This is a genomic window from Nostoc sp. C057 (assembly GCF_013393925.1).
Taxonomy (GTDB): Bacteria; Cyanobacteriota; Cyanobacteriia; order Cyanobacteriales; family Nostocaceae; genus Nostoc; species Nostoc muscorum_A.
In genome coordinates this window covers 2,596,716-2,615,445 of record NZ_CP040281.1, presented here as the reverse complement: position 1 = coordinate 2,615,445, position 18,730 = coordinate 2,596,716, and the positions used below count along the sequence as shown (strand labels likewise).

Annotated in this window: 19 protein-coding genes and 2 pseudogenes; 8 read left to right on the top strand and 13 right to left on the bottom strand. The window is 39.9% G+C overall.

Annotation, left to right across the window (positions count from 1 at the left end):
* Positions 1-6: 6 nt before the first annotated feature.
* Positions 7-378 (bottom strand): hypothetical protein, encoded by a 372-nt coding sequence (locus FD724_RS11435; protein WP_179072711.1) that lies wholly within the window; start codon positions 376-378, stop codon positions 7-9.
* Between the two features lie 30 nt (positions 379-408).
* Positions 409-1,326, bottom strand: a complete 918-nt coding sequence (locus FD724_RS11430) for a histone deacetylase (RefSeq protein ID WP_114084232.1) — start codon at positions 1,324-1,326, stop codon at positions 409-411.
* 107 nt (positions 1,327-1,433) lie between these two features.
* Here FD724_RS11430 and FD724_RS11425 point away from each other — a divergent pair, with 107 nt between their 5' ends.
* Positions 1,434-2,459 carry a mechanosensitive ion channel family protein gene (locus FD724_RS11425; RefSeq protein WP_179072710.1) on the top strand — a complete coding sequence of 342 codons (1,026 nt, stop codon included), beginning with the start codon at positions 1,434-1,436 and terminating at the stop codon, positions 2,457-2,459.
* 215 nt (positions 2,460-2,674) lie between these two features.
* Here FD724_RS11425 and FD724_RS11420 read toward each other — a convergent pair whose 3' ends face one another.
* Complete coding sequence (locus tag FD724_RS11420; protein WP_179072709.1) at positions 2,675-3,454, bottom strand: MBL fold metallo-hydrolase; 780 nt, start codon at positions 3,452-3,454, stop codon at positions 2,675-2,677.
* Between the two features lie 112 nt (positions 3,455-3,566).
* Between FD724_RS11420 and FD724_RS11415 the strand changes: the two genes are divergently transcribed.
* Positions 3,567-4,004, top strand: coding sequence for a VOC family protein (locus FD724_RS11415; RefSeq protein WP_179072708.1), 438 nt, complete (start codon positions 3,567-3,569; stop codon positions 4,002-4,004).
* A gap of 10 nt (positions 4,005-4,014) precedes the next feature.
* Here FD724_RS11415 and FD724_RS11410 read toward each other — a convergent pair whose 3' ends face one another.
* Positions 4,015-5,658, bottom strand: a complete 1,644-nt coding sequence (locus FD724_RS11410; protein ID WP_179072707.1) for an S-layer homology domain-containing protein — start codon at positions 5,656-5,658, stop codon at positions 4,015-4,017.
* A 187-nt stretch (positions 5,659-5,845) separates the two neighbouring features.
* Between FD724_RS11410 and FD724_RS11405 the strand changes: the two genes are divergently transcribed.
* The 4 genes from FD724_RS11405 to uvrA all read left to right on the top strand — a co-directional run bounded on the left by FD724_RS11405 (position 5,846) and on the right by uvrA (position 12,622).
* Positions 5,846-6,739: an alpha/beta fold hydrolase gene (locus FD724_RS11405; protein ID WP_179072706.1), complete on the top strand. Its 894-nt coding sequence runs from the start codon at positions 5,846-5,848 to the stop codon at positions 6,737-6,739.
* Positions 6,740-7,085: 346 nt separating this feature from the next.
* Complete coding sequence (locus tag FD724_RS11400; protein ID WP_179072705.1) at positions 7,086-8,144, top strand: serine/threonine-protein kinase; 1,059 nt, start codon at positions 7,086-7,088, stop codon at positions 8,142-8,144.
* Positions 8,145-8,285: 141 nt separating this feature from the next.
* Complete coding sequence (locus FD724_RS11395; protein WP_179072704.1) at positions 8,286-8,912, top strand: type I restriction endonuclease; 627 nt, start codon at positions 8,286-8,288, stop codon at positions 8,910-8,912.
* A gap of 821 nt (positions 8,913-9,733) precedes the next feature.
* Positions 9,734-12,622: an excinuclease ABC subunit UvrA gene (gene uvrA, locus FD724_RS11390; protein ID WP_179072703.1), complete on the top strand. Its 2,889-nt coding sequence runs from the start codon at positions 9,734-9,736 to the stop codon at positions 12,620-12,622.
* A gap of 76 nt (positions 12,623-12,698) precedes the next feature.
* On the opposite strand, the gene FD724_RS42040 is transcribed toward uvrA, so the two are convergent.
* The 9 genes and pseudogenes from FD724_RS42040 to FD724_RS11345 form a co-directional block, all read right to left on the bottom strand.
* Entirely contained in the window at positions 12,699-12,830 is a 132-nt protein-coding gene (locus tag FD724_RS42040) for an HNH endonuclease (RefSeq protein WP_372726522.1), read from the bottom strand.
* The gene (locus tag FD724_RS11380) at positions 12,799-13,119 is read right to left on the bottom strand and encodes a DUF262 domain-containing protein (RefSeq protein WP_256874527.1); all 321 of its coding nucleotides are present in this window, start codon (positions 13,117-13,119) and stop codon (positions 12,799-12,801) included. Before FD724_RS11380 ends, FD724_RS42040 begins: the two co-directional genes overlap by 32 nt.
* Positions 13,120-13,302: 183 nt before the next feature.
* Positions 13,303-13,707, bottom strand: a complete 405-nt coding sequence (locus tag FD724_RS11375) for a type II toxin-antitoxin system HigA family antitoxin (RefSeq protein WP_179072701.1) — start codon at positions 13,705-13,707, stop codon at positions 13,303-13,305.
* Between the two features lie 23 nt (positions 13,708-13,730).
* Positions 13,731-14,150: a DUF2358 domain-containing protein gene (locus FD724_RS11370; RefSeq protein ID WP_179072700.1), complete on the bottom strand. Its 420-nt coding sequence runs from the start codon at positions 14,148-14,150 to the stop codon at positions 13,731-13,733.
* 12 nt (positions 14,151-14,162) lie between these two features.
* Positions 14,163-14,462, bottom strand: a pseudogene (locus FD724_RS42035) (hypothetical protein); the annotation flags it as partial.
* A gap of 3 nt (positions 14,463-14,465) precedes the next feature.
* Positions 14,466-14,852 (bottom strand): annotated as a pseudogene (locus FD724_RS42030) (transposase); the annotation flags it as partial.
* A 119-nt stretch (positions 14,853-14,971) separates the two neighbouring features.
* The gene (locus tag FD724_RS11355) at positions 14,972-15,787 is read right to left on the bottom strand and encodes a hypothetical protein (RefSeq protein ID WP_179071814.1); all 816 of its coding nucleotides are present in this window, start codon (positions 15,785-15,787) and stop codon (positions 14,972-14,974) included.
* Positions 15,759-16,259, bottom strand: a complete 501-nt coding sequence (locus FD724_RS11350; protein ID WP_179071815.1) for a transposase — start codon at positions 16,257-16,259, stop codon at positions 15,759-15,761. Before FD724_RS11350 ends, FD724_RS11355 begins: the two co-directional genes overlap by 29 nt.
* Before the next feature lie 59 nt (positions 16,260-16,318).
* Positions 16,319-16,705, bottom strand: coding sequence for an IS630 transposase-related protein (locus tag FD724_RS11345; RefSeq protein ID WP_179071816.1), 387 nt, complete (start codon positions 16,703-16,705; stop codon positions 16,319-16,321).
* Between the two features lie 269 nt (positions 16,706-16,974).
* On the opposite strand from FD724_RS11345, the gene FD724_RS11340 reads away from it, so the two are divergent.
* Positions 16,975-17,772, top strand: a complete 798-nt coding sequence (locus FD724_RS11340) for a Uma2 family endonuclease (RefSeq protein ID WP_179072699.1) — start codon at positions 16,975-16,977, stop codon at positions 17,770-17,772.
* Positions 17,773-17,853: 81 nt separating this feature from the next.
* On the top strand, positions 17,854-18,708 hold the full coding sequence (locus FD724_RS11335) for an HIT family protein (RefSeq protein WP_179072698.1): 855 nt from the start codon (positions 17,854-17,856) through the stop codon (positions 18,706-18,708).
* The last annotated feature ends 22 nt before the right edge of the window (positions 18,709-18,730 follow it).

Below are 18,730 nucleotides of genomic sequence, written 5' to 3'. Positions count from 1 at the left end.
TCCGTATTAGCCCAACCCTATTGAACGTTTTACGGATTTAAAAATACTTTTTGTAATCGCAAAAAGCATAACTATTATGACACCGTAAAAAAAGGCATTTAATAAAAATGCCCCAAGATTTAGATTCTGGATATCTTCAACCCCAATTCTCCCCCAGCCATGTACTGGTGAGCCAGCATTATCATCATGCAAGATTGCGAATGGGAAACCAGCAGTTAACGAATCACCACCTATACACGCACTTGAAGGACAGGGTTCTCTTGAGCAAAATCGGTTACAGCCAGGAGGATTCTGATACCACAGCGATAAAATAGTTAACGGAATTCCTAACAATGTACTTAATATTATTACTGTTATTGCTTTTCCCAATTTTCTCATCTAAGGGACTTCTAAAGAATAGAGGCTGTATCAAAGTTTATACTGTTGATAAACTTCACTAGCGGCGCGATGCAGTAGGGAATGCCGCCAAACTAAAGATTTCATATCATCAGCATAACCGCCGCCAATAACGCAGGCGACGGGATAACCGCTACTCACACAAGTACTTAAAACCTGCATTTCACGGCGAAAAATGCCCGTATCGGTTAAGGCTAATTTGCCCAAGCGATCGCCTATATGAGGGTCAACGCCTGCATCATAAAATACTAAATCTGGCTTGACTTTAGATAACAAATCTGCTAAATAATTCGCTAAAGTTTGTAAATAAGCGTCGTCTTCCATTCCCACCGGCAAAGGAACATCCAAATCACTGTTTTGTTTTGTACCGGGAAAATTGACTTCACAGTGCATGGAGAAAGTAAAAACGCTGTCGTCGTCTTGGAAGATAAAAGCGGTGCCGTCTCCTTGATGAACATCCAAATCGACAATCAGGATTTTTTGGACGAGTCCGAATTTTTGTAAAACGCGACAAGCGATCGCTAAATCGTTGAAAATACAAAAACCAGACCCATAACTGGGAAAGGCGTGATGAGTTCCACCAGCCGTATTACAGGCTAAACCATGACTTAATGCCAGTTTTGCAGTGAGTATCGTACCACCTACCGCCACACAGGTACGATTCGCTAATGCTGGACTCCAAGGCAAACCAATGCGTCGCTGTGCTTTGGGGTCTAGGGTTCCTTCGCAATAAGCTTGAACGTAGCTTGGGGTGTGGACTAATTCTATCAATTCTAGCGGTGGACGTTCGGGTGTGTGAAATTGTTCTTGATTCGCTACACCATCAGCTAACAGCAATTCGTAGAGTTGTCGGAACTTAGACATCGGGAAACGATGTCCTTCAGGTAGGGGAGCAATATAATCTGGGTGGTAAATAATTGGCAAGTCCATAAGGAAAGACAATCTCAAGCAGCTAATCCGACAACAAGGTAAAATTTAGCCATAATCACAGTAAAAATGCTGTTCTTGTAAATCTAAAATTCCAAATTTAAATTAATATGATGGAATGGATTCCGCCCATAGCATTTATTCTAGCTGGCTTACTGGCTGGAATAATTGGTGAAAAAGTTATCTTCAAAAAACTGGAAATATTCGTTAATAATAAACGAATTGCGGGTGGGAATATTATATTTCACTCTCTCCACCGCATGACTTTTATTTGGTTTGTCATTGCCGGTTTTTTTTGGGCAGTTCTGAGCGCACCCCTCAAACCAGATATTGCATTAGTACTGCAAAAAATTCTGACGATCGCACTGTTGTATTCAGTAACCATAGTTTTAGCCAGATTGACTGCTGGTTTTGTGAATTTATTTATTCGCAGAACAGAAGGGGTTCCCACATCGCTAATTTCTAACCTCGCTAAAACAGTAGTTTTCGTTTTGGGAACATTAATCATATTGCAAACGCTGGGTGTTCAAATTACCCCGATTATCACAACATTAGGTATTGGTGGTCTGGCAGTTGGTTTAGCACTTCAAGACACACTTGCAAATTTATTTTCTGGCTTTTACTTAATTATTTCTAAGCAAGTTAGAACCGGAGACTATGTAAAATTAGATGCTGGGCATGAAGGATATGTCATAGATATTTCTTGGCGCAATACGACAATTAAAGAAATTTCCAATAATGTCGTCATTGTTCCCAATTCTAAATTGTCTTCGGCAATTTTCACAAACTATCATTTACCCGCAAAAGAAATTACTTTAACAATGGATGTGGGTGTAAGTTATGATAGCGATTTGGAACAAGTTGAAAAAGTGACTGTAGAAGTTGCTAAAGAAGTCATGCAAGAAATTGCACCGGAATTAAAAAATAATGAGCCATATATTAGATTTCATACTTTTAATGATTTTAGTATAGATTTTACGCTTTATATGCGGGTAAGTGAATACTTTGATCAACGGATTGGTAAACATTTATTTGTGAAAAAATTACACAAACGCTATCAGCAAGCTGGAATTCAAATTCCTTTTCCGATTAGAAAAGTGTATATGCAAAATAATTCAGCTATAGGAAAAAATTAGTATTTGCCACGTTAAACCTCATCAAAAATATAGGTCTGAAACCCCGTGCTTCACGCAATGCTTTAAAGTAATGAGTAAGGAGTAATGAGTAATGAGTAGATGAAAAATGGGTATTTACTCATTACTCCAAAATCACCGTGTGTTCACGCCGGGGAGTATGTCAACTATGTTGAAACCAAGAGTTTTTTAAACGATTTATGTAGGTTGGGTGCAAATTAAATTGCTAATGCTCGTTTTTCTAATGGTAGTTCAAAGCGATCGCCTGGTTTCGGCTCAAGTACCCGTGTTGAAATATTGTTCTTCTCTAGCAACGAACGAAATTCTTCAGCACTTCCTTTAGTCTGTATGAGTTTCATCAGCAATCCTTCAAACGCCACATCCCCACCAGCCGCCGTAGGTATTATTACTTGAGGCTGTAACGATTTTACTACTTCAAAAGCGCTATTTTTGCCTTTAATAATCGGCCCAAGCAAAGGCAATGTCATGTCAATAAACGGTGTAATCACTACATCAATGGGTGCAGATTGCTGAAGCTGTGGAGAATGATAACCGTGAGGTTCGTAGTATACAGTTAGCCCACTCTCCAATTCTTTGAGGAGATAACTATTTTCTACCAGAGTGGGGCCAATGGGCGAGCCGGGGAAAGCTTTGATTTCAACTTGATTATTTAAAGTGAAAGTTTCACCATGAGGGAGAGTAGTTACTTGGGTATAACCTAACTGCTGTACTACCTTGGCAGCATTGGGAGAGGCTACAACTTTGATTTTGTGGTCGAGTATCTCAAGCGTTGGTGGGTGAGCGTGGTCTTCTAAACCCTGAGACAGCAGGATCAAGTCAATATTATCTGGTATTGGGCGATTTTGCGATCGCGAACCTTTAAATAACCAATCCAAATTGCTGAAAATTAACGAACCAACCAGCCAAGGGTCAATCAGTATTCTTTTCCCACCAATTTCCAGTAACCAAGAGTTGCTGTCGAACCAAGTTAAAAACATAAATTTTGTGAAGATAACGCCTACCTTCATTATCAATCGTGTCAGCTTTCTTAGTAAGCACTCAGACCAATACCTAAATTCGTCCGGTTAAGTCTACACACGGGGTTTGTTTATGTCTGATCTTGGTTTTACTCACATTGCACTAGCAGTCAGTGATGTTGATGCAAGTATCTCATTTTATGCAAAGTATGCTCAGATGACAGTTGTGCATCATCGCATTGATCAAGCAACTCAATCAGATGTTGCTTGGATTAGCGACCTGACTAGACCTTTTGTAATTGTCCTAATTAAAGCAGCTAAAGTAGAAGGCGCACTGTCACCACAATCCCATCTTGGGGTAGCTTATCAGAATCGTGAGGAAATTGATCGCCTGTGCAATGAGGCACGCGCTGAGGGAATACTGCTGGATGGGCCAAATGACTGGGGCTTTCCAGTTGGTTACTGGGCTTATATTCGAGACCCTGATGGTCATACACTGGAAATTTCCTATGGTCAGGAAATTAATTTTACAGTTGAGCAAGCTAGAGACGCGAGTAATCACGTCTCTTAAAAAAATAGTGTTACTTTTTACCAGGAGTGCGTCCACCTTCATCATTACTACCACCGTGAGGATGGGAATTACCTGGGTCGCATCCCTCAGCACCATTACCAATTCCTTGGTTACAATGGCGACGTGGTTTGACACGCTCCATCGAATCATCATCTGCAACTTGTTGTTGTCCAACGACATACTGCGAAGAGATGTTTGCTACCTTTCCAGTGCTAGACAAGGCTTGGTATATTAAAGCAGATACTTCAGACCTGGTTGCTACCTGTTCAGCATTTAGCAAGTTCACATTGGGATAGTTGACGACTATACCGCGTTGTGTCAAAGCAGCAATCAGACTGCGATATTCAGGACGAATAGTAGTTGCATCGCTGTAAACAGATAAGATTGTATCCGTGGAGCCAGTAGTTTGATAATTTAATCTCTGCGCTAATGCTACCAAAACATCAAGGCGAGAAAGCTTTTGGCTGGGGTTGAAATCCTTACCTACAACAGTGTTTAAAAAGCCCATTTGATAAACTTCGCTGATGGCATTGTAAGCCCAATATCGATTTGAGACATCTTTAAATGCGATCGCTTGGCGAATTTTCTCTTTAGCAAAGGCTTTCCGCAGCATTGCCGCAAACTGGGCACGAGTTACCGGTGCATCTGGGCGGAAAGTCCCATCAGGAAAACCTTCGAGAATTTCCATTGCTGCCAATTTGGTAATAAAATTTTTAGCCCAGTAGTTTACGGAAACATCAGAAAAACCAACTTGCAGAGTTCGAGACATACTGATTTGGCGATAATTCATCAGCATTTGGCTAATGTCGTAGCTAGAGTTATCGCTGACTTCCATCACCTGCACCAAACTACCTGGATTAGCTTGCAAAACATCTGCCAAGTCGGAACTAAAAGCCTTAACGAACGACTGACGGACTAAAGCATAATCTCCCTGAGTGAAAGAGAGGGGATAAACACTAGTTTTGGCAATTGTTGACAAACCTTCTACTTGGAACTGACTACCTTGAAAGGTTTGGGAACTGCTCAGGAAAATAACACCTTGGTTTCTGATTTGGGTAAAGTAGTCGTAAGTGGTGGCATTTGTGTCAATAATGCCGTCTTGGTCAGCATCAAGACCATAAACAGTACGAACAACTTGGTATTCATTAGGTTTGGCTGACAAAATCAGGTTAACTGTGGTGTTTGCCGGCAAACATTCAAATTCGCTGTAGCCAATAAAGCGGTTTTGAATATCATACAATCGCACGACGATGCGATCGCTAGCTTTTAACCCCTTAACAAATTTTGCTTTTTGCTTAATCTTGTATTTATAATCGCCCAAAAACCGCTCTTGTAAATAATTATTATCACTTTTACTCTTGACAGAAACGCGGGCAATTACCTCTGAAAAAGTATTTGCTGGTTGCCAAATCGCAAGGCTAAAACCTGTTTTTTTCCCTTTTGCCGAAACTTTATTACTATTTACCTGAGTGCGATTCGTTGTTTCTACTTTTTTATCAGCTAAAAGTTGTTGATTTGTGGAATTATCAGATATTTGGGCAACGGTAGTAGAGAACCCTAAAGCTGCCGATGCGGAAGCTATTGGCGAAAATATTGCCACAGAGGTTACAGCTAGAACAAATTTGCTCATTTGAGCAAAGTAACTTTGATTCATGTATTTCATCTCACACTACCATTCGTCTAATAAGTCAAGGCATACTAAGTACCTCTTGACCTATTAATCCCTTGGAGTATATAGAACTAACATCTAAATCAGTGGAGAGTGGAAAGAGACGCGGTTAATCGCGTTATAAGGTCAGAGAACATTACTATATTAAAGAAACACTTTATTAATCTTAATAATGACTGTAAGTACACAGCAGCTTGCAACTCAAGACGCTTTTGAAAAATTCTTTTGGACTTGGCAGGGCTACAAAATTCAGTACACTGTCATGGGTACTGGACGACCTCTGGTACTGGTTCATGGCTTCGGTGCTTCTATTGGACATTGGCGCAAAAATATCCCAATTTTAGCTGATGCTGGCTACCAGGTATTTGCCATAGACCTTTTAGGTTTTGGCGGTTCCGATAAAGCGCCTATTGATTACAGTGTGGAAGTTTGGGTGAAACTGCTGAAAGATTTTTGCACAACACACATCCAAGAACCTGCTGTATTTATTGGCAACTCTATCGGCGCACTTTTGAGCTTGATTGTACTGGTAGAACATCCAGAAATTGCTGCTGGTGGTATTTTAATAAACTCTGCGGGTGGTTTGAGTCATCGTCCTCACGAATTGAACCCGCCGCTACGGATGGTGATGGCAGCTTTTAATCGGTTTGTGCGATCGCCAATTACAGGTAAATTTGTCTATAACCGCATCCGCCAAAAAGCCCAAATTCGCCGTACTCTCTACCAAGTTTACCGCGATCGCCAAGCCGTCACCGATGAATTAGTCGATTTACTTTATACACCCTCTTGCGACCCAGGAGCGCAACAAGTCTTCGCTTCCATTCTCACAGCCCCTCCTGGCCCAAGCCCAGAGGAACTTTTGCCCAAAGTAGAACGTCCTCTATTAGTAATTTGGGGTGCTGATGATCCCTGGACACCAATTACCGGGGCAAAGATTTACGAAGAGGCGCGTGAGAATGGCAAAGAAATCAAAATAGTCCCCATTCCTAATGCTGGTCATTGTCCGCACGATGAAGTTCCAGATGTTGTCAATGCCCAGATTATCGATTGGCTAACGCAAAATTAGTAATTTCATGCCAAGACGCAAATGCAAAGATATTTTCTGTCCACGCGTCTTGGCCTATGCAGAGTAGAAATGGGGCTAACAATCTGGGTCACTCAATTTTAGATTTTAGATTTTAGCAGGACTTACGCAAAATCATGAGAAAACGTAGACACGAAGTGGCTTGCCGCAGGCTACCACAGAGGGCGCAGAGGACACGGAGAAATAAGAGCTTCAGAGAGTTCTTGCGTAAGTCCTATTTAGATTGAACAGGCAACCAAACGGCATCTATAAGCACAAATTTCACTGTTGCCTATTCCCTATTCCCTCTCCCAAAGGGATTGACAGAATCAAACTCGTATGGTGTGTAATGGAGCTTGATGTGCGTAATGGACATAAAGAGGTAATTCCCTCAAATCACCATCCAGATTTTTCTCTACAAGGCTATCAAGTTATCAGCGAACTAGGACGCAACCGAGAAGGAGGACGGATTACTTATTTAGCTAATGTCCTCAACTCTAAGCAACAGGTAGTGATTAAAGAGTTTTGTTTTGCTCGGGCCGATGCTGATTTGTCAGGTGTGAAAGCATATCAGCGCGAAATCGAAATTTTGCAGCAACTCAATCATTCTCGCATCCCTCGCTATATAGATTCTTTTGAAATACCAGGGGCTTTTTATCTGGTGCAGGAACATAAAAATGCCCCATCTTTAGGCTTAAAAAACAGTTTTCATCCAGAAGAAATTAAGCAAATTGCTCTGTCAATTTTAGAGCTTTTAGTTTATCTACAAAAACAAGCTCCGCCAATTATTCATCGGGATATCAAACCAGAAAATATTTTGGTTGATGAGCAACTAAATGCTTATTTAGTTGATTTTGGATTAGCTAGGATACAGGGTGCAAAAATAGCTCTTAGCAGCTTTGTAGCAGGAACCCCAGGTTTTATGCCACCAGAAGAACAGTTTGGTCATTCCCTGACTGAGGCATCAGATTTATATAGTTTGGGAGCAACACTAATTTGCTTACTTACTAATACCCGTTCTGTTGATATTGGAAAATTAATTGATGATAACTACCGCTTTAATTTTCAGCAATTAGTTCCTCAAATCAGTCCGCATTTTCGGTGGTGGTTAATGACAATGGTGGAACGTAACCGAAACCGTCGCTATGCTAATGCGGCTATTGCTTTAAAAGCACTTGAGCCAATTGAGGTTGTTGGTACTGGCACTGGAATAGATAATTTAATCAGTACAATAAAACCTATAAAACGAGCTACAATGCTGGGACTAGCCACTGTTATTACACTAGCTGCAATGGGGGCAACTTTGATGAGTTGTCAGCCTTGTAGTGCGGTTAGGCAATTGCTGGAAGCAAGAGAATGTCAAAGCTGGGATTTAAACGCAAGTTGCCAAGAAAAAACCGGACATTAAGATTAATTAGGTTGCATCTGGCTAAGGATTACAGTCGTTTCCAATTGAATAGACTACACGAGTACCTTTCTAAAGGGAGGGTTAGGGTGGGGTAATCTATCGCAAACATTTTTTGAATTGCTATAACTAAAAGGATCAACAATGGTTCAATTTATTCAAGGAAGAGATATAACCTTAGCCCAACTCATCGATCAATTTGGGCTACAACGTGCAGACAACGAACAGTTTTTTTCAGAGTGGCAGCAAGATTTACCTGAGTTGAGTGATTTAGAAAAGCAATCTCTCAACGAAGTCAAGGCAGAATATTTGCATTTATCACGCTACCAAATTTTAGAACCTGTAGTCAAAATGGTGGTGCTATCTCCACTATTGCGTCTAGCAGGTTTTTATCAACCGCCTTTTTACATTGCGTCAGAAGAAGAGGTCAGAATTTCTTCTGAAGATGAAGGCACAATTATTAGAGGACGTATTGATATCTTGGTGTTTCATCCTCCATTTTGGGTTCTCGTTGTTGAGGCAAAACGAGCAGAATATTCTTTAGAGGTAGCAATTTCTCAAGCATTAGCTTATATGTTGGCTAATCCTGGTAATGATAAACCTACGTTTGGTTTTGTAACCAATGGTCGAGAATTTCAATTTATTAAGTTGACGAAACAGGATACACCAAGATATGCATTATCTTATACACTGTCGCTCAATCGTGGAGATGACCTAGATACTGTGGTAAAAGTGTTAAAACGTCTAGCTTATTTAGTCCGTAATTCGTAGTCTCCGTGCTAACATACCCTACCAAATTTGTATTTTATAATTTTTAATTTTTACTTGATTGCGCCAAAGGGGAACGAGGTTTCAGGTTTTCAATGCGTAAGTCCTGACGAATAAAGCTGAAGAGATTACACAGTAAGCTTCTAAGTCATTGTACTTCAACCACCTCGCAAAGTTTAAATATAGAGGTGGAGCGATCGCTCGCTAAAAAAGAAATGCGTAGGCGAAGCCCATCGTTCGCGTAACGTCTCGCAAAGAAGATATCGCAGTTCTGAACTCGGTGTTTCGAGTTCCGAACACGAATGATCGAGCAAAAAGGTTGAAATTCCGAGTTCCGAACACCAATAACCGAGCAAAAAGGTCGAAGTTCCGAGTTCCAAACACCAATGACCGAGCAAAAAGGTCGAACTTCCGAGTTCCGAACACCAATGACCGAGCAAAAAGGTCGAAGTTCCGAGTTCCAAACACCAAGAGCCGAGTAAAAAGGTCGAAGTTCCGAGTTAAGTCAGCAAATAGCCGCTCTATATTCGGCTTAATTTCTACAATCCAGCCAATCTGTATGGTATTATTAGCAACTAATTGTCCGTCACTATCTAGGTAGATGACCTCTGGCTGGGTCGGCCGTTGGATTTGCGATACCATAGCTTCGCCCTCAGAAGGATATTTAATCGGGATGCTTCCAAATTAGTAGACTCTTAAGGATGTCTGCGCTATGAATCTGGAAGGATAACTAACTAAAACAGTACGATTGTTCTACTATAAACTAATTAAAGATAGTATTATTAAGGACTGTTTCATAAGAAACTCCTTCTTCGCCGCCCAATATGTCAGACAAACAGCTAGCAGCATCCTTGAATGGACATCTTCCGTACCCCAGCCACAACAGCCAGAATACCATTCGGATTCGGGGTGCTAGGCAGCATAATCTGAAAAATATTGACTTGGAATTGCCACGCGATCGCCTAATCGTATTCACTGGCGTTTCTGGTTCTGGTAAGTCTTCCTTAGCCTTTGATACCATTTTCGCTGAAGGGCAACGTCGCTATGTGGAATCACTCAGCGCCTACGCACGGCAATTTTTAGGACAACTGGATAAGCCGGATGTCGAAGCCATTGAAGGCTTAAGTCCAGCAATTTCTATTGACCAAAAATCAACGTCTCATAACCCCCGTTCCACTGTGGGTACAGTTACAGAAATTTACGACTATTTGCGGCTGTTATTTGGTCGGGCTGGCGAACCCCATTGTCCGATATGCGATCGCTGTATTGCACCCCAGACAATCGATGAGATGTGCGATCGCATCATGGAATTACCAGATCGCACCCGCTTCCAAATTCTTGCACCCGTTGTTCGTGGGAAGAAAGGCACACACCGTAAGCTTTTGTCAAGTCTGGCTTCTCAAGGTTTTGTCCGCGTGCGGATCAATGGCGAGATCCGCGAACTGTCAGATTCTATTGAATTGGATAAAAACTTTACCCACACCATCGAAGTGGTAATTGACCGCTTGGTGAAAAAGGCTGATATCCAAGAGCGTTTGGTTGATTCCCTGTCTACATGTCTCAAGCAATCGGGTGGAATTGCAGCCATTCTGGTGAGTCTGCTTGGTGACGACGGACAAGAAAAAGAAGAAGAATTAGTATTTTCGGAAAATTTTGCCTGTCCAGAACATGGCGCGGTAATGGAGGAATTATCGCCGCGATTGTTCTCGTTTAACTCACCTTATGGTGCTTGTCCGCACTGTCATGGCATCGGGACTTTACGAAGATTTGCGCCAGACTTGATCGTACCTGACTGGGAAGCGCCAGTTTATGCTGCGATCGCGCCTTGGTCAGAAAAAGATAATTCTTATTACTTGGAATTACTCTATAGTGTGGGACAGATTTATGGGTTTGAGTTACAGACAAATTGGAGCAAGCTTACAGAAGAACAGCAACAAATTATTTTGTTTGGAGAGAAAGATGAACGAGCCGCAGAAGCACAAAGAAAGCAGAGTTTTAAAGGTGCTATTCCAATTTTGCAACGGCAGTATGAGGGTGGTTCGGAATTAATTAAGCAAAAATTAGAGCAGTATTTAATTGATCAACCGTGTGAAGTTTGTAAGGGAAAACGCTTAAAACCGGAAGCCTTGGCGGTGAAGTTGGGACAATATGGAATTTTAGAATTGACTACCGTATCAATTCGAGATTGTCGGGAGAGAATTGAGCAATTTAAGTTGAGCGATCGCCAGTTACAAATTGCTGATTTAGTCCTGAGAGAAATCAAAGCCAGATTGCAATTTTTGTTGGATGTAGGTTTAGATTATCTCACCCTTGACCGTCCCGCCATGACGCTTTCCGGTGGCGAAGCCCAACGAATTCGTCTAGCAACGCAAATTGGTTCTGGATTAACAGGAGTTCTCTACGTTTTAGATGAACCGAGTATTGGTTTGCATCAACGAGATAATGGCAGGTTGCTCAAAACCTTAACTAAATTGCGCGATTTGGGTAATACATTGATTGTCGTTGAACACGATGAAGAAACAATTCGCGCAGCCAACCATATAGTTGATATTGGCCCTGGTGCAGGAATTCACGGTGGAAATATTATCGCTCAAGGAGATTTTGAGGCATTATTAGCAGCAGAAGATTCTTTGACGGGTGCATATTTATCAGGAAGGCGAGTAATTACCACACCAGCAGAACGCCGAGAAGGAAATGGGCGCAGTTTGGGAATTAAAAATGCCCATCGCAACAATCTACAAAATATAGATGTAGACATTCCGCTAGGTAAACTCGTCTCCATCACTGGTGTGTCTGGTTCTGGCAAATCTACCCTAATTAACGAATTACTCTACCCATCTCTGCAACACCATTTAACTAAGAAAGTTCCCTTACCCAGACATTTGGATAAAATTCAGGGATTGAATGCGATTGATAAAGCGATCGTTATCGATCAATCCCCTATTGGACGCACGCCACGTTCCAACCCTGCAACTTACACAGGAATTTTCGATGCCATTCGGGATGTATTTTCCCAAACAGTAGAAGCCAAAGCTAGGGGTTACAAACCTGGACAATTTTCCTTCAACGTTAAAGGTGGACGTTGCGAAGCTTGTAGCGGACAGGGTGTAAATGTTATTGAAATGAACTTTCTCCCGGATGTTTACGTGCAATGCGAAATTTGTAAGGGTGCAAGATACAACCGCGAAACTTTGCAGGTGAAGTATAAAGATAAGTCAATTTCTGATGTTTTGAGAATGACAGTTGAGGAAAGCTTAGACTTTTTCCAGAATATACCCAAAGCGATCGCGCGTTTGCAAACTTTATTTGATGTCGGGTTGGGTTATGTCCAACTAGGACAACCTGCGACTACCTTATCTGGTGGGGAAGCACAACGGGTAAAATTGGCGACAGAATTATCTCGACGCGCCACAGGTAAGACACTTTATTTAATAGATGAACCGACAACAGGGTTATCTTTTTACGATGTCCATAAATTGTTAGATGTGTTGCAACGATTAGTAGATAAAGGTAATTCAATTTTAGTAATTGAACACAACTTAGATGTAATTCGTTGTTCTGACTGGGTGATAGATTTAGGTCCAGAAGGTGGCGACAAAGGAGGAGAATTGATTGCTGTGGGTACACCAGAGGAAGTTGCAAAAAATCCCAGGTCTTATACTGGGCAATATTTAAAGCAGGTGTTGAAACAGTATCCGGCTATGAAGAAGTAGTAGGATGATTTAGTGAAAGCTAGCGCATCCTACTACCCCACCACCATATCTAATTTCATACTTGTTTTTAAAATATTCAATTTTTGTATGTTGTATTACAGTATGGATGAGTCAACTGTGCATTTTCTAAAGTTCCTAGACCACCATCAGCTTTTCTCTTGATGTGATCTATAGAGTTAAAGAGAACTAAGTCGATGAGAGCCGTCAATGACAAAATAATAACTGCTAGTACTTCTCCAAAGAATAACAGATGGTATTAAATCACCATCTAAAAAACTTTCTACAAACTCACATATTTTCTCAGACTCCCATTCATTAGTTTCTCTTTGAAAATCCGGTTTGCGTAAAAATGGATAGAAAAAAGAATTTTTTTCTAAATCCCGAATAGATATCATAGGAATATTTCTTCCTATATTTTGACCTTGTTGCCCTTGTACTTCAAATGCTTCTCTACATATCAGGGCATCTAAACAAACCTTCAGACTGTCTTTTGGCATCTTAAGTGGCTCTTTAGTTTATTATACTTACTATAAGTATATACAACATGTCAGTTAATAAGAATACAAGAATAATTTTAATTTATCAATATAATAGTTAGAAGTTTTCATAGCAATTAAGTTGGGCTAAATGAATAATCGCCTATTGTATCTGAACTAGGTTTCACTAAAAAAAGCGCTCGCTTATTCTAAAACAAACAAACTTGCATCAACATGAAAAAACTTTCCCAAAGCCTCAGCTTGGTTTTTAGTGATTTCTAGTTCGCTATTCATGATTTTAGTAAGAATCTCGCTCGAACCAAGAATTTCTACCAAATCAGCTTGTTCCAAACCTCTAGCTTCCATCAAATGCAAGAGTCTTGAATAAGGTGTTGAGAAATTAAGCTGATAGTGCTTATCTTCAAAATCCTCAATCAATTTTACCAATAATTCCAACAAAGCATCTTCTTCAGGAGTCAGATGTGAACGAGAAAGCAGTTCTTCAACAGTCTCTAAAAACTTCTCGTTTTCCTCTTCTGTCTTAATAATCCGAGGTTGATGTTGAGACAGGAATTGGCTGTAAATGTCTGAGTTAAAAGCAAGGGTCATTTTTCCAATAGCTAATTAGCCATCTATCCCCTTTGCCAAAACTGTTGTAAAATCTCCCCTGGCTTTCTATCCCAAGTGTCGATATGCTCATATATCAAATTATCTTGGTTTAGCTTATACGTTGAATAGCCATTAAAAAGCAAACCAGCTTTCCAAGGAACACGCAACACTCCCCGCACCGTCCACTTTGCTAAAATCGTATCTTCGGCTGACTGAGATACTTCATGTACATCAAAGTAAATTTGGGTAAAAAATAGACGAGCGTGAAATCGCAATGTCCAAAATATAATGCGATAGTTAAATTTGTATTTGAATGTATTTACCGGGTCTTTAAAATAGATATCCTGTGTATAAATATCATAAGAAATATCTTTTTCAAAAAGTGTTGGTAAATCCTCTTTTAAAGTTTTAATTACTTGTTCTAATGATAATTGAGATTCCACGCGCCTTTTCCCTTAAAAAATCTTTTTTAACAACCTTTGCCAAATTGAAGATGACTTCCTATTACTCACACCACCCGCACTCAAATCTGACAGAGTAGGAAATGATGCAGACTTAGCATAGGGGCCATTTCGCAAAACTTTAGCTAGGGTATTGTTATTTTCGCGCAAACCTTCGTAAAAAAAGAATACCTCTCCTTGAATCCCAAGTTGGCGATTGTATTCAATTGCCTGCACCAGATATTCTGGACTAATACAATAACTACCAAGTTTCATCAGTATTCCCGGTGCTAACTTGGGCAGTGTCGCATCTGTGTTTTTCTTTTCTCGTTCTGGGTCATAAATGCGATAGTCAACTACCCAAAACTTTCCGAGTTCATGATTTACATATACACAATTTACTAGCCCAATCCCTTGAATTACACCATGCTCATTGCCACTATATTGGCGTTTACTTGACTCTATTTCAATAGCATATCGTTTATCAATTACTGTGTCATCAAAAACCAAGTAGGCGTTCTCATTTATTTCTATTAAATCTTTCACGTTATCCCAAAGAATCCGAGGTGTTAATTTTTCGTTCTTTAAATAACGGTTGATTTTATCATGACTGATCTGCTCTAAATGCTCTGCCAAATTTGTCAGCGTATAATTAATCTGACTACTTAACAAGTACTGGCAATAGTTAAGTTTAGTAAATCTCATAAAGCTACAGGATTTATTTTATGCCTCCTCAGCTAATCTTCTCATGATTTGATGAATACTTAATACAGCCGATTACTGTTACTAATTTCAGCAATGTTCTCTGAGTACACCACCACCTTCTAGTACATAACTACTATAAAAATGCGATCGCACTGTGCCAGTTGCGTAAGTCCTGTTTCTATTTCAAATTCCACATCTAATTGGTTACTTTCCTGTAGCTTGCGGAGATGTTCTTTAGGCACTTCTGGTAAAACCTGATAAACTTGCCGCACATTTTGCGGGATAAACATTTGCCATAAATTTACCGGATGTTCGCGGGCTGTAGTTTCTAAACTATCTAACTTCAGATTGCCGTAGCGTTCACGAATAGTTTCTAAATATTGCGGTAAATTAAAATCCTTGGGAATATCAGCACTTTCTTTTAAACTCTTGTCAATACTGGATAATTTTTGAAGTTCCAAGATATAGCGTAACTCTTCTGAATCAGAAAGAATATCTTGAACTTGTATGAGATACTGGTTTGTAATTGTTTGCCAGTTAAATTTAGGTGGTAAAGGTTGAAGTTGAAGTCTTTTCCAACTATCTGCTAGTGTTTTAAAATCTAGAGAATCAGATTGAATATCAAAAGCCTGACCAAGAATTTCTTTAACCGATTTATCACGGATAAATATATTGATATCTTCAGCGTAATTTTGAATTTCAGCTTCAGAAAGTTTGCAACGAACCTTGAACTGCTGCTGCATCAGTTGCAAACTTTCTGTCAATGCCATAACTACAGCTTTCTGAAGCGGTTCTTGCTTAAAGCGGTCGGTTACAGCATTATTCAAAATATGTTTGAAAAAATCTTTAGCGTAGTCCTTGACTAAATCTTTGAAAAATTCTTCGCTAATACAGCACTTCCGGCTGTTATGAGGTACAGTAGCAGCAATTAGCAAACCAGTTTCTTAAATGTTGAGGATTTATTAAGTCGAGTGCAACTGATATTAGTTTATCAACCATTTCTGTTGTAGTTGGAGCAAAACTGCGTAAGAAAGATTTGAGTTGTGACCACCATAATTCAATTGGATTAAAATCGGGAGAATATGGGGATAAACAAAGAACTGAAGCGCCGACAGCTTCAATCATTGGCACAATTGAATCGAGTTTATGCGCGGATAAATTATCCATCACTACGACTGCTCCTGACCATAACTCTGGTACTAAAAACTTCTCAATAAATACATCATTTGCAACGCCATCCATTGAATTATTCATTGTCATTAATGCGACTACTTTTTTAATACTAATTGCTCCAATTACTGTAACTTTTGATACCCGATAGAAGGGGTTAAGAGAGTAAGCTCTTGTTCCAATTTGTGAACGGGCATGAGTCCTTGTTAAACCAAGTAGAACGCCAGTTTCGTCCAAAAATACTAAATTTTCTGGCTCTATATGTTTGACCTTTTCCCAAAAATCTAATCTTAAATTCAGGACTCTCTCCGTGCCTGCTTGGGTACTCCGCTTTGTTTTTTTTTCCGATTTAATCCTAATTTCTGTAACGCACGACACATTGCACTTCGACCTACGAAATTGCCAGTCTTGTCTGCAAATAATTCACACAATTCTATTAATGTTGCATCTGGATGTGATGCAACTAATTCTGTCAACTCTATGTCAGCATTTGTTAGATGACTAAATTGTGGCTTTCCTCGCGGCTTGGATTGTAAATTTCCTTCAACTTTTTGTTGTTTTACAAGCTTTTGGACTAAACTATTTGAGACGGAAAATATATTAGCTACTTTCCTGATTGAGATGTTTTTCTGAAGATGTGCCGCAACTATTTTTTCTCGAAGCTCGACAGAGTATGACTTCATTTAAAAGTATTTATATTTTAATCTAGTGTACCTTATAACAGACGGAAGTGCTGTAATAGTTTTGACAAGAAATCCAACCGCTTTTTGACCTATCCACAGAGTGAACCACTCAACTATCATACTCACGCCTGCTAACTGCTTGACTACGAGTATATACACCTGTCAGAGAATTCTTTCCAGATTTATGGGTTTTTAGCTTAAAAGCGATGCTGGCTGAAGATTTGTTAAAAATAACTAATATACTGTGCATGGATATTAGGAGTACTTTTATGGTTCTACAAGTTAACCCCATCAAAAAAGAACCAACTGTTACTTGGGAAGCACTTCCAGCCGACTTCATTTTACCAGACGATCCAGTGGAAAATATTCAACAACCTGCGATCGCTGCTGCGCTTACCGATGCTTTGGGAACCGCAGCACGCATCCAACCTCAAATGCTGATTGGCTCTAATTTTGGACTTGTAGCCACAGTCAACAAAAAAATCGTTGTCAAAGCCCCAGACTGGTTTTATGTCCCTCAAGTGCAGTCTGTGGGAACAAATGTAGTTCGTCGCAGCTACACCCCGAATTTAGAAGGTGCTGCTGTGGCTGTAGTGATGGAATTTCTCTCAGATACAGAAGGTGGAGAACTATCAGTCCGTTCAACTCCACCCTACGGTAAACTCTATTATTACGAAAAGATTCTCCAAGTTCCAACCTACGTAACCTACGACCCTTACGAACCAAGCATAGAACTACGATGCTTGCAAAATGGACAATATACCTTGCAGCAAGCAGATAGCAATGGACGCTTTTGGATTCCTGAGTTAGAGTTATTTCTCGGAATTTGGCAAGGTGAAAGATTATGCCAAACCATGAATTGGCTGCGCTGGTGGGATACAGAAGGAAATTTGCTGTTATGGAGCAGCGAACAAGCCCAACAAGAACGCCAACGTGCTGAACAAGAACGCCAACGCGCTGAACAAGAACGTCAACGTGCTGAACAGGAAAGCCAACGCGCCCAACAGGAACGCCAGCGTGCTGATATATTAGCAGCTAAGTTACGTGAGCTAGGTATTGATGCGTAGGCGTAACCCGTTGTAGATATCGCATAACCTAACAAATGCTGGGAATAATAATTTTGGTACATCAGCACCAAAATTCATTCCATGAAACAGCAAAAAAATCAGTTCAGCCATCTTACTGCGATCGAAAGAAGTTATCTATCATTTCCGGCACAGTTTTTATTAAATCAAAACCTTCTCCAAGGCAAAATATTAGACTTTGGTTGTGGTTTTGGTAATGATGTTAAAATATTGCGCCAAAAAGGTTGTGATATTACAGGCTATGACCCTTATTATTTTCCAGAATATCCTGAGAATAAATTCGATACAATAATTTGCTTTTATGTTTTAAATGTTTTATTTACCGAAGAACAAACTAATGTCCTAATGGAAATATCACATTTATTAAAACCAGGAGGTAAAGCTTATTATGCTGTGAGAAGGGATATCAAAAAAGAAGGGTTTCGAGAACATTATGTTCACAAAAAACCTACTTATCAGTGTATTGCCAAACTTTCTTTTACTTCAATTTGCTTAGATGAATATCGAGAAGTATATGAGTATGTTCACTATAATCATCAGCGAAATTCATCTAACTATTGTATATTTTGTAATCCCCATAAAACTCTCAGACTATTAACTGAGTCAGCAACTGCTTATGCTATTTTTGATGGCTACCCTATAAGTAAAGGACATGTTCTAATTATTCCTAAACGTCATGTTAGCGGCTATTTTGAACTCCCATTTAAGGAGCAATCTGCTTGCTGGTTTATGGTGAACAAAGTACAAGAAATTCTCAAAGCAGAATTTGAGCCTGATGGTTTTAATGTAGGAATGAACATCAATAGAGCCGCAGGTCAAAATATTATGCACGCTAGTATTCATATCATCCCTCGTTACAAAGGTGATACTGTCTCTACTAAAAGTGGAATTAGGAACGTTATTCCTAAAAAGCAATAGTTTTTTAGTTGACAGCTTCAGT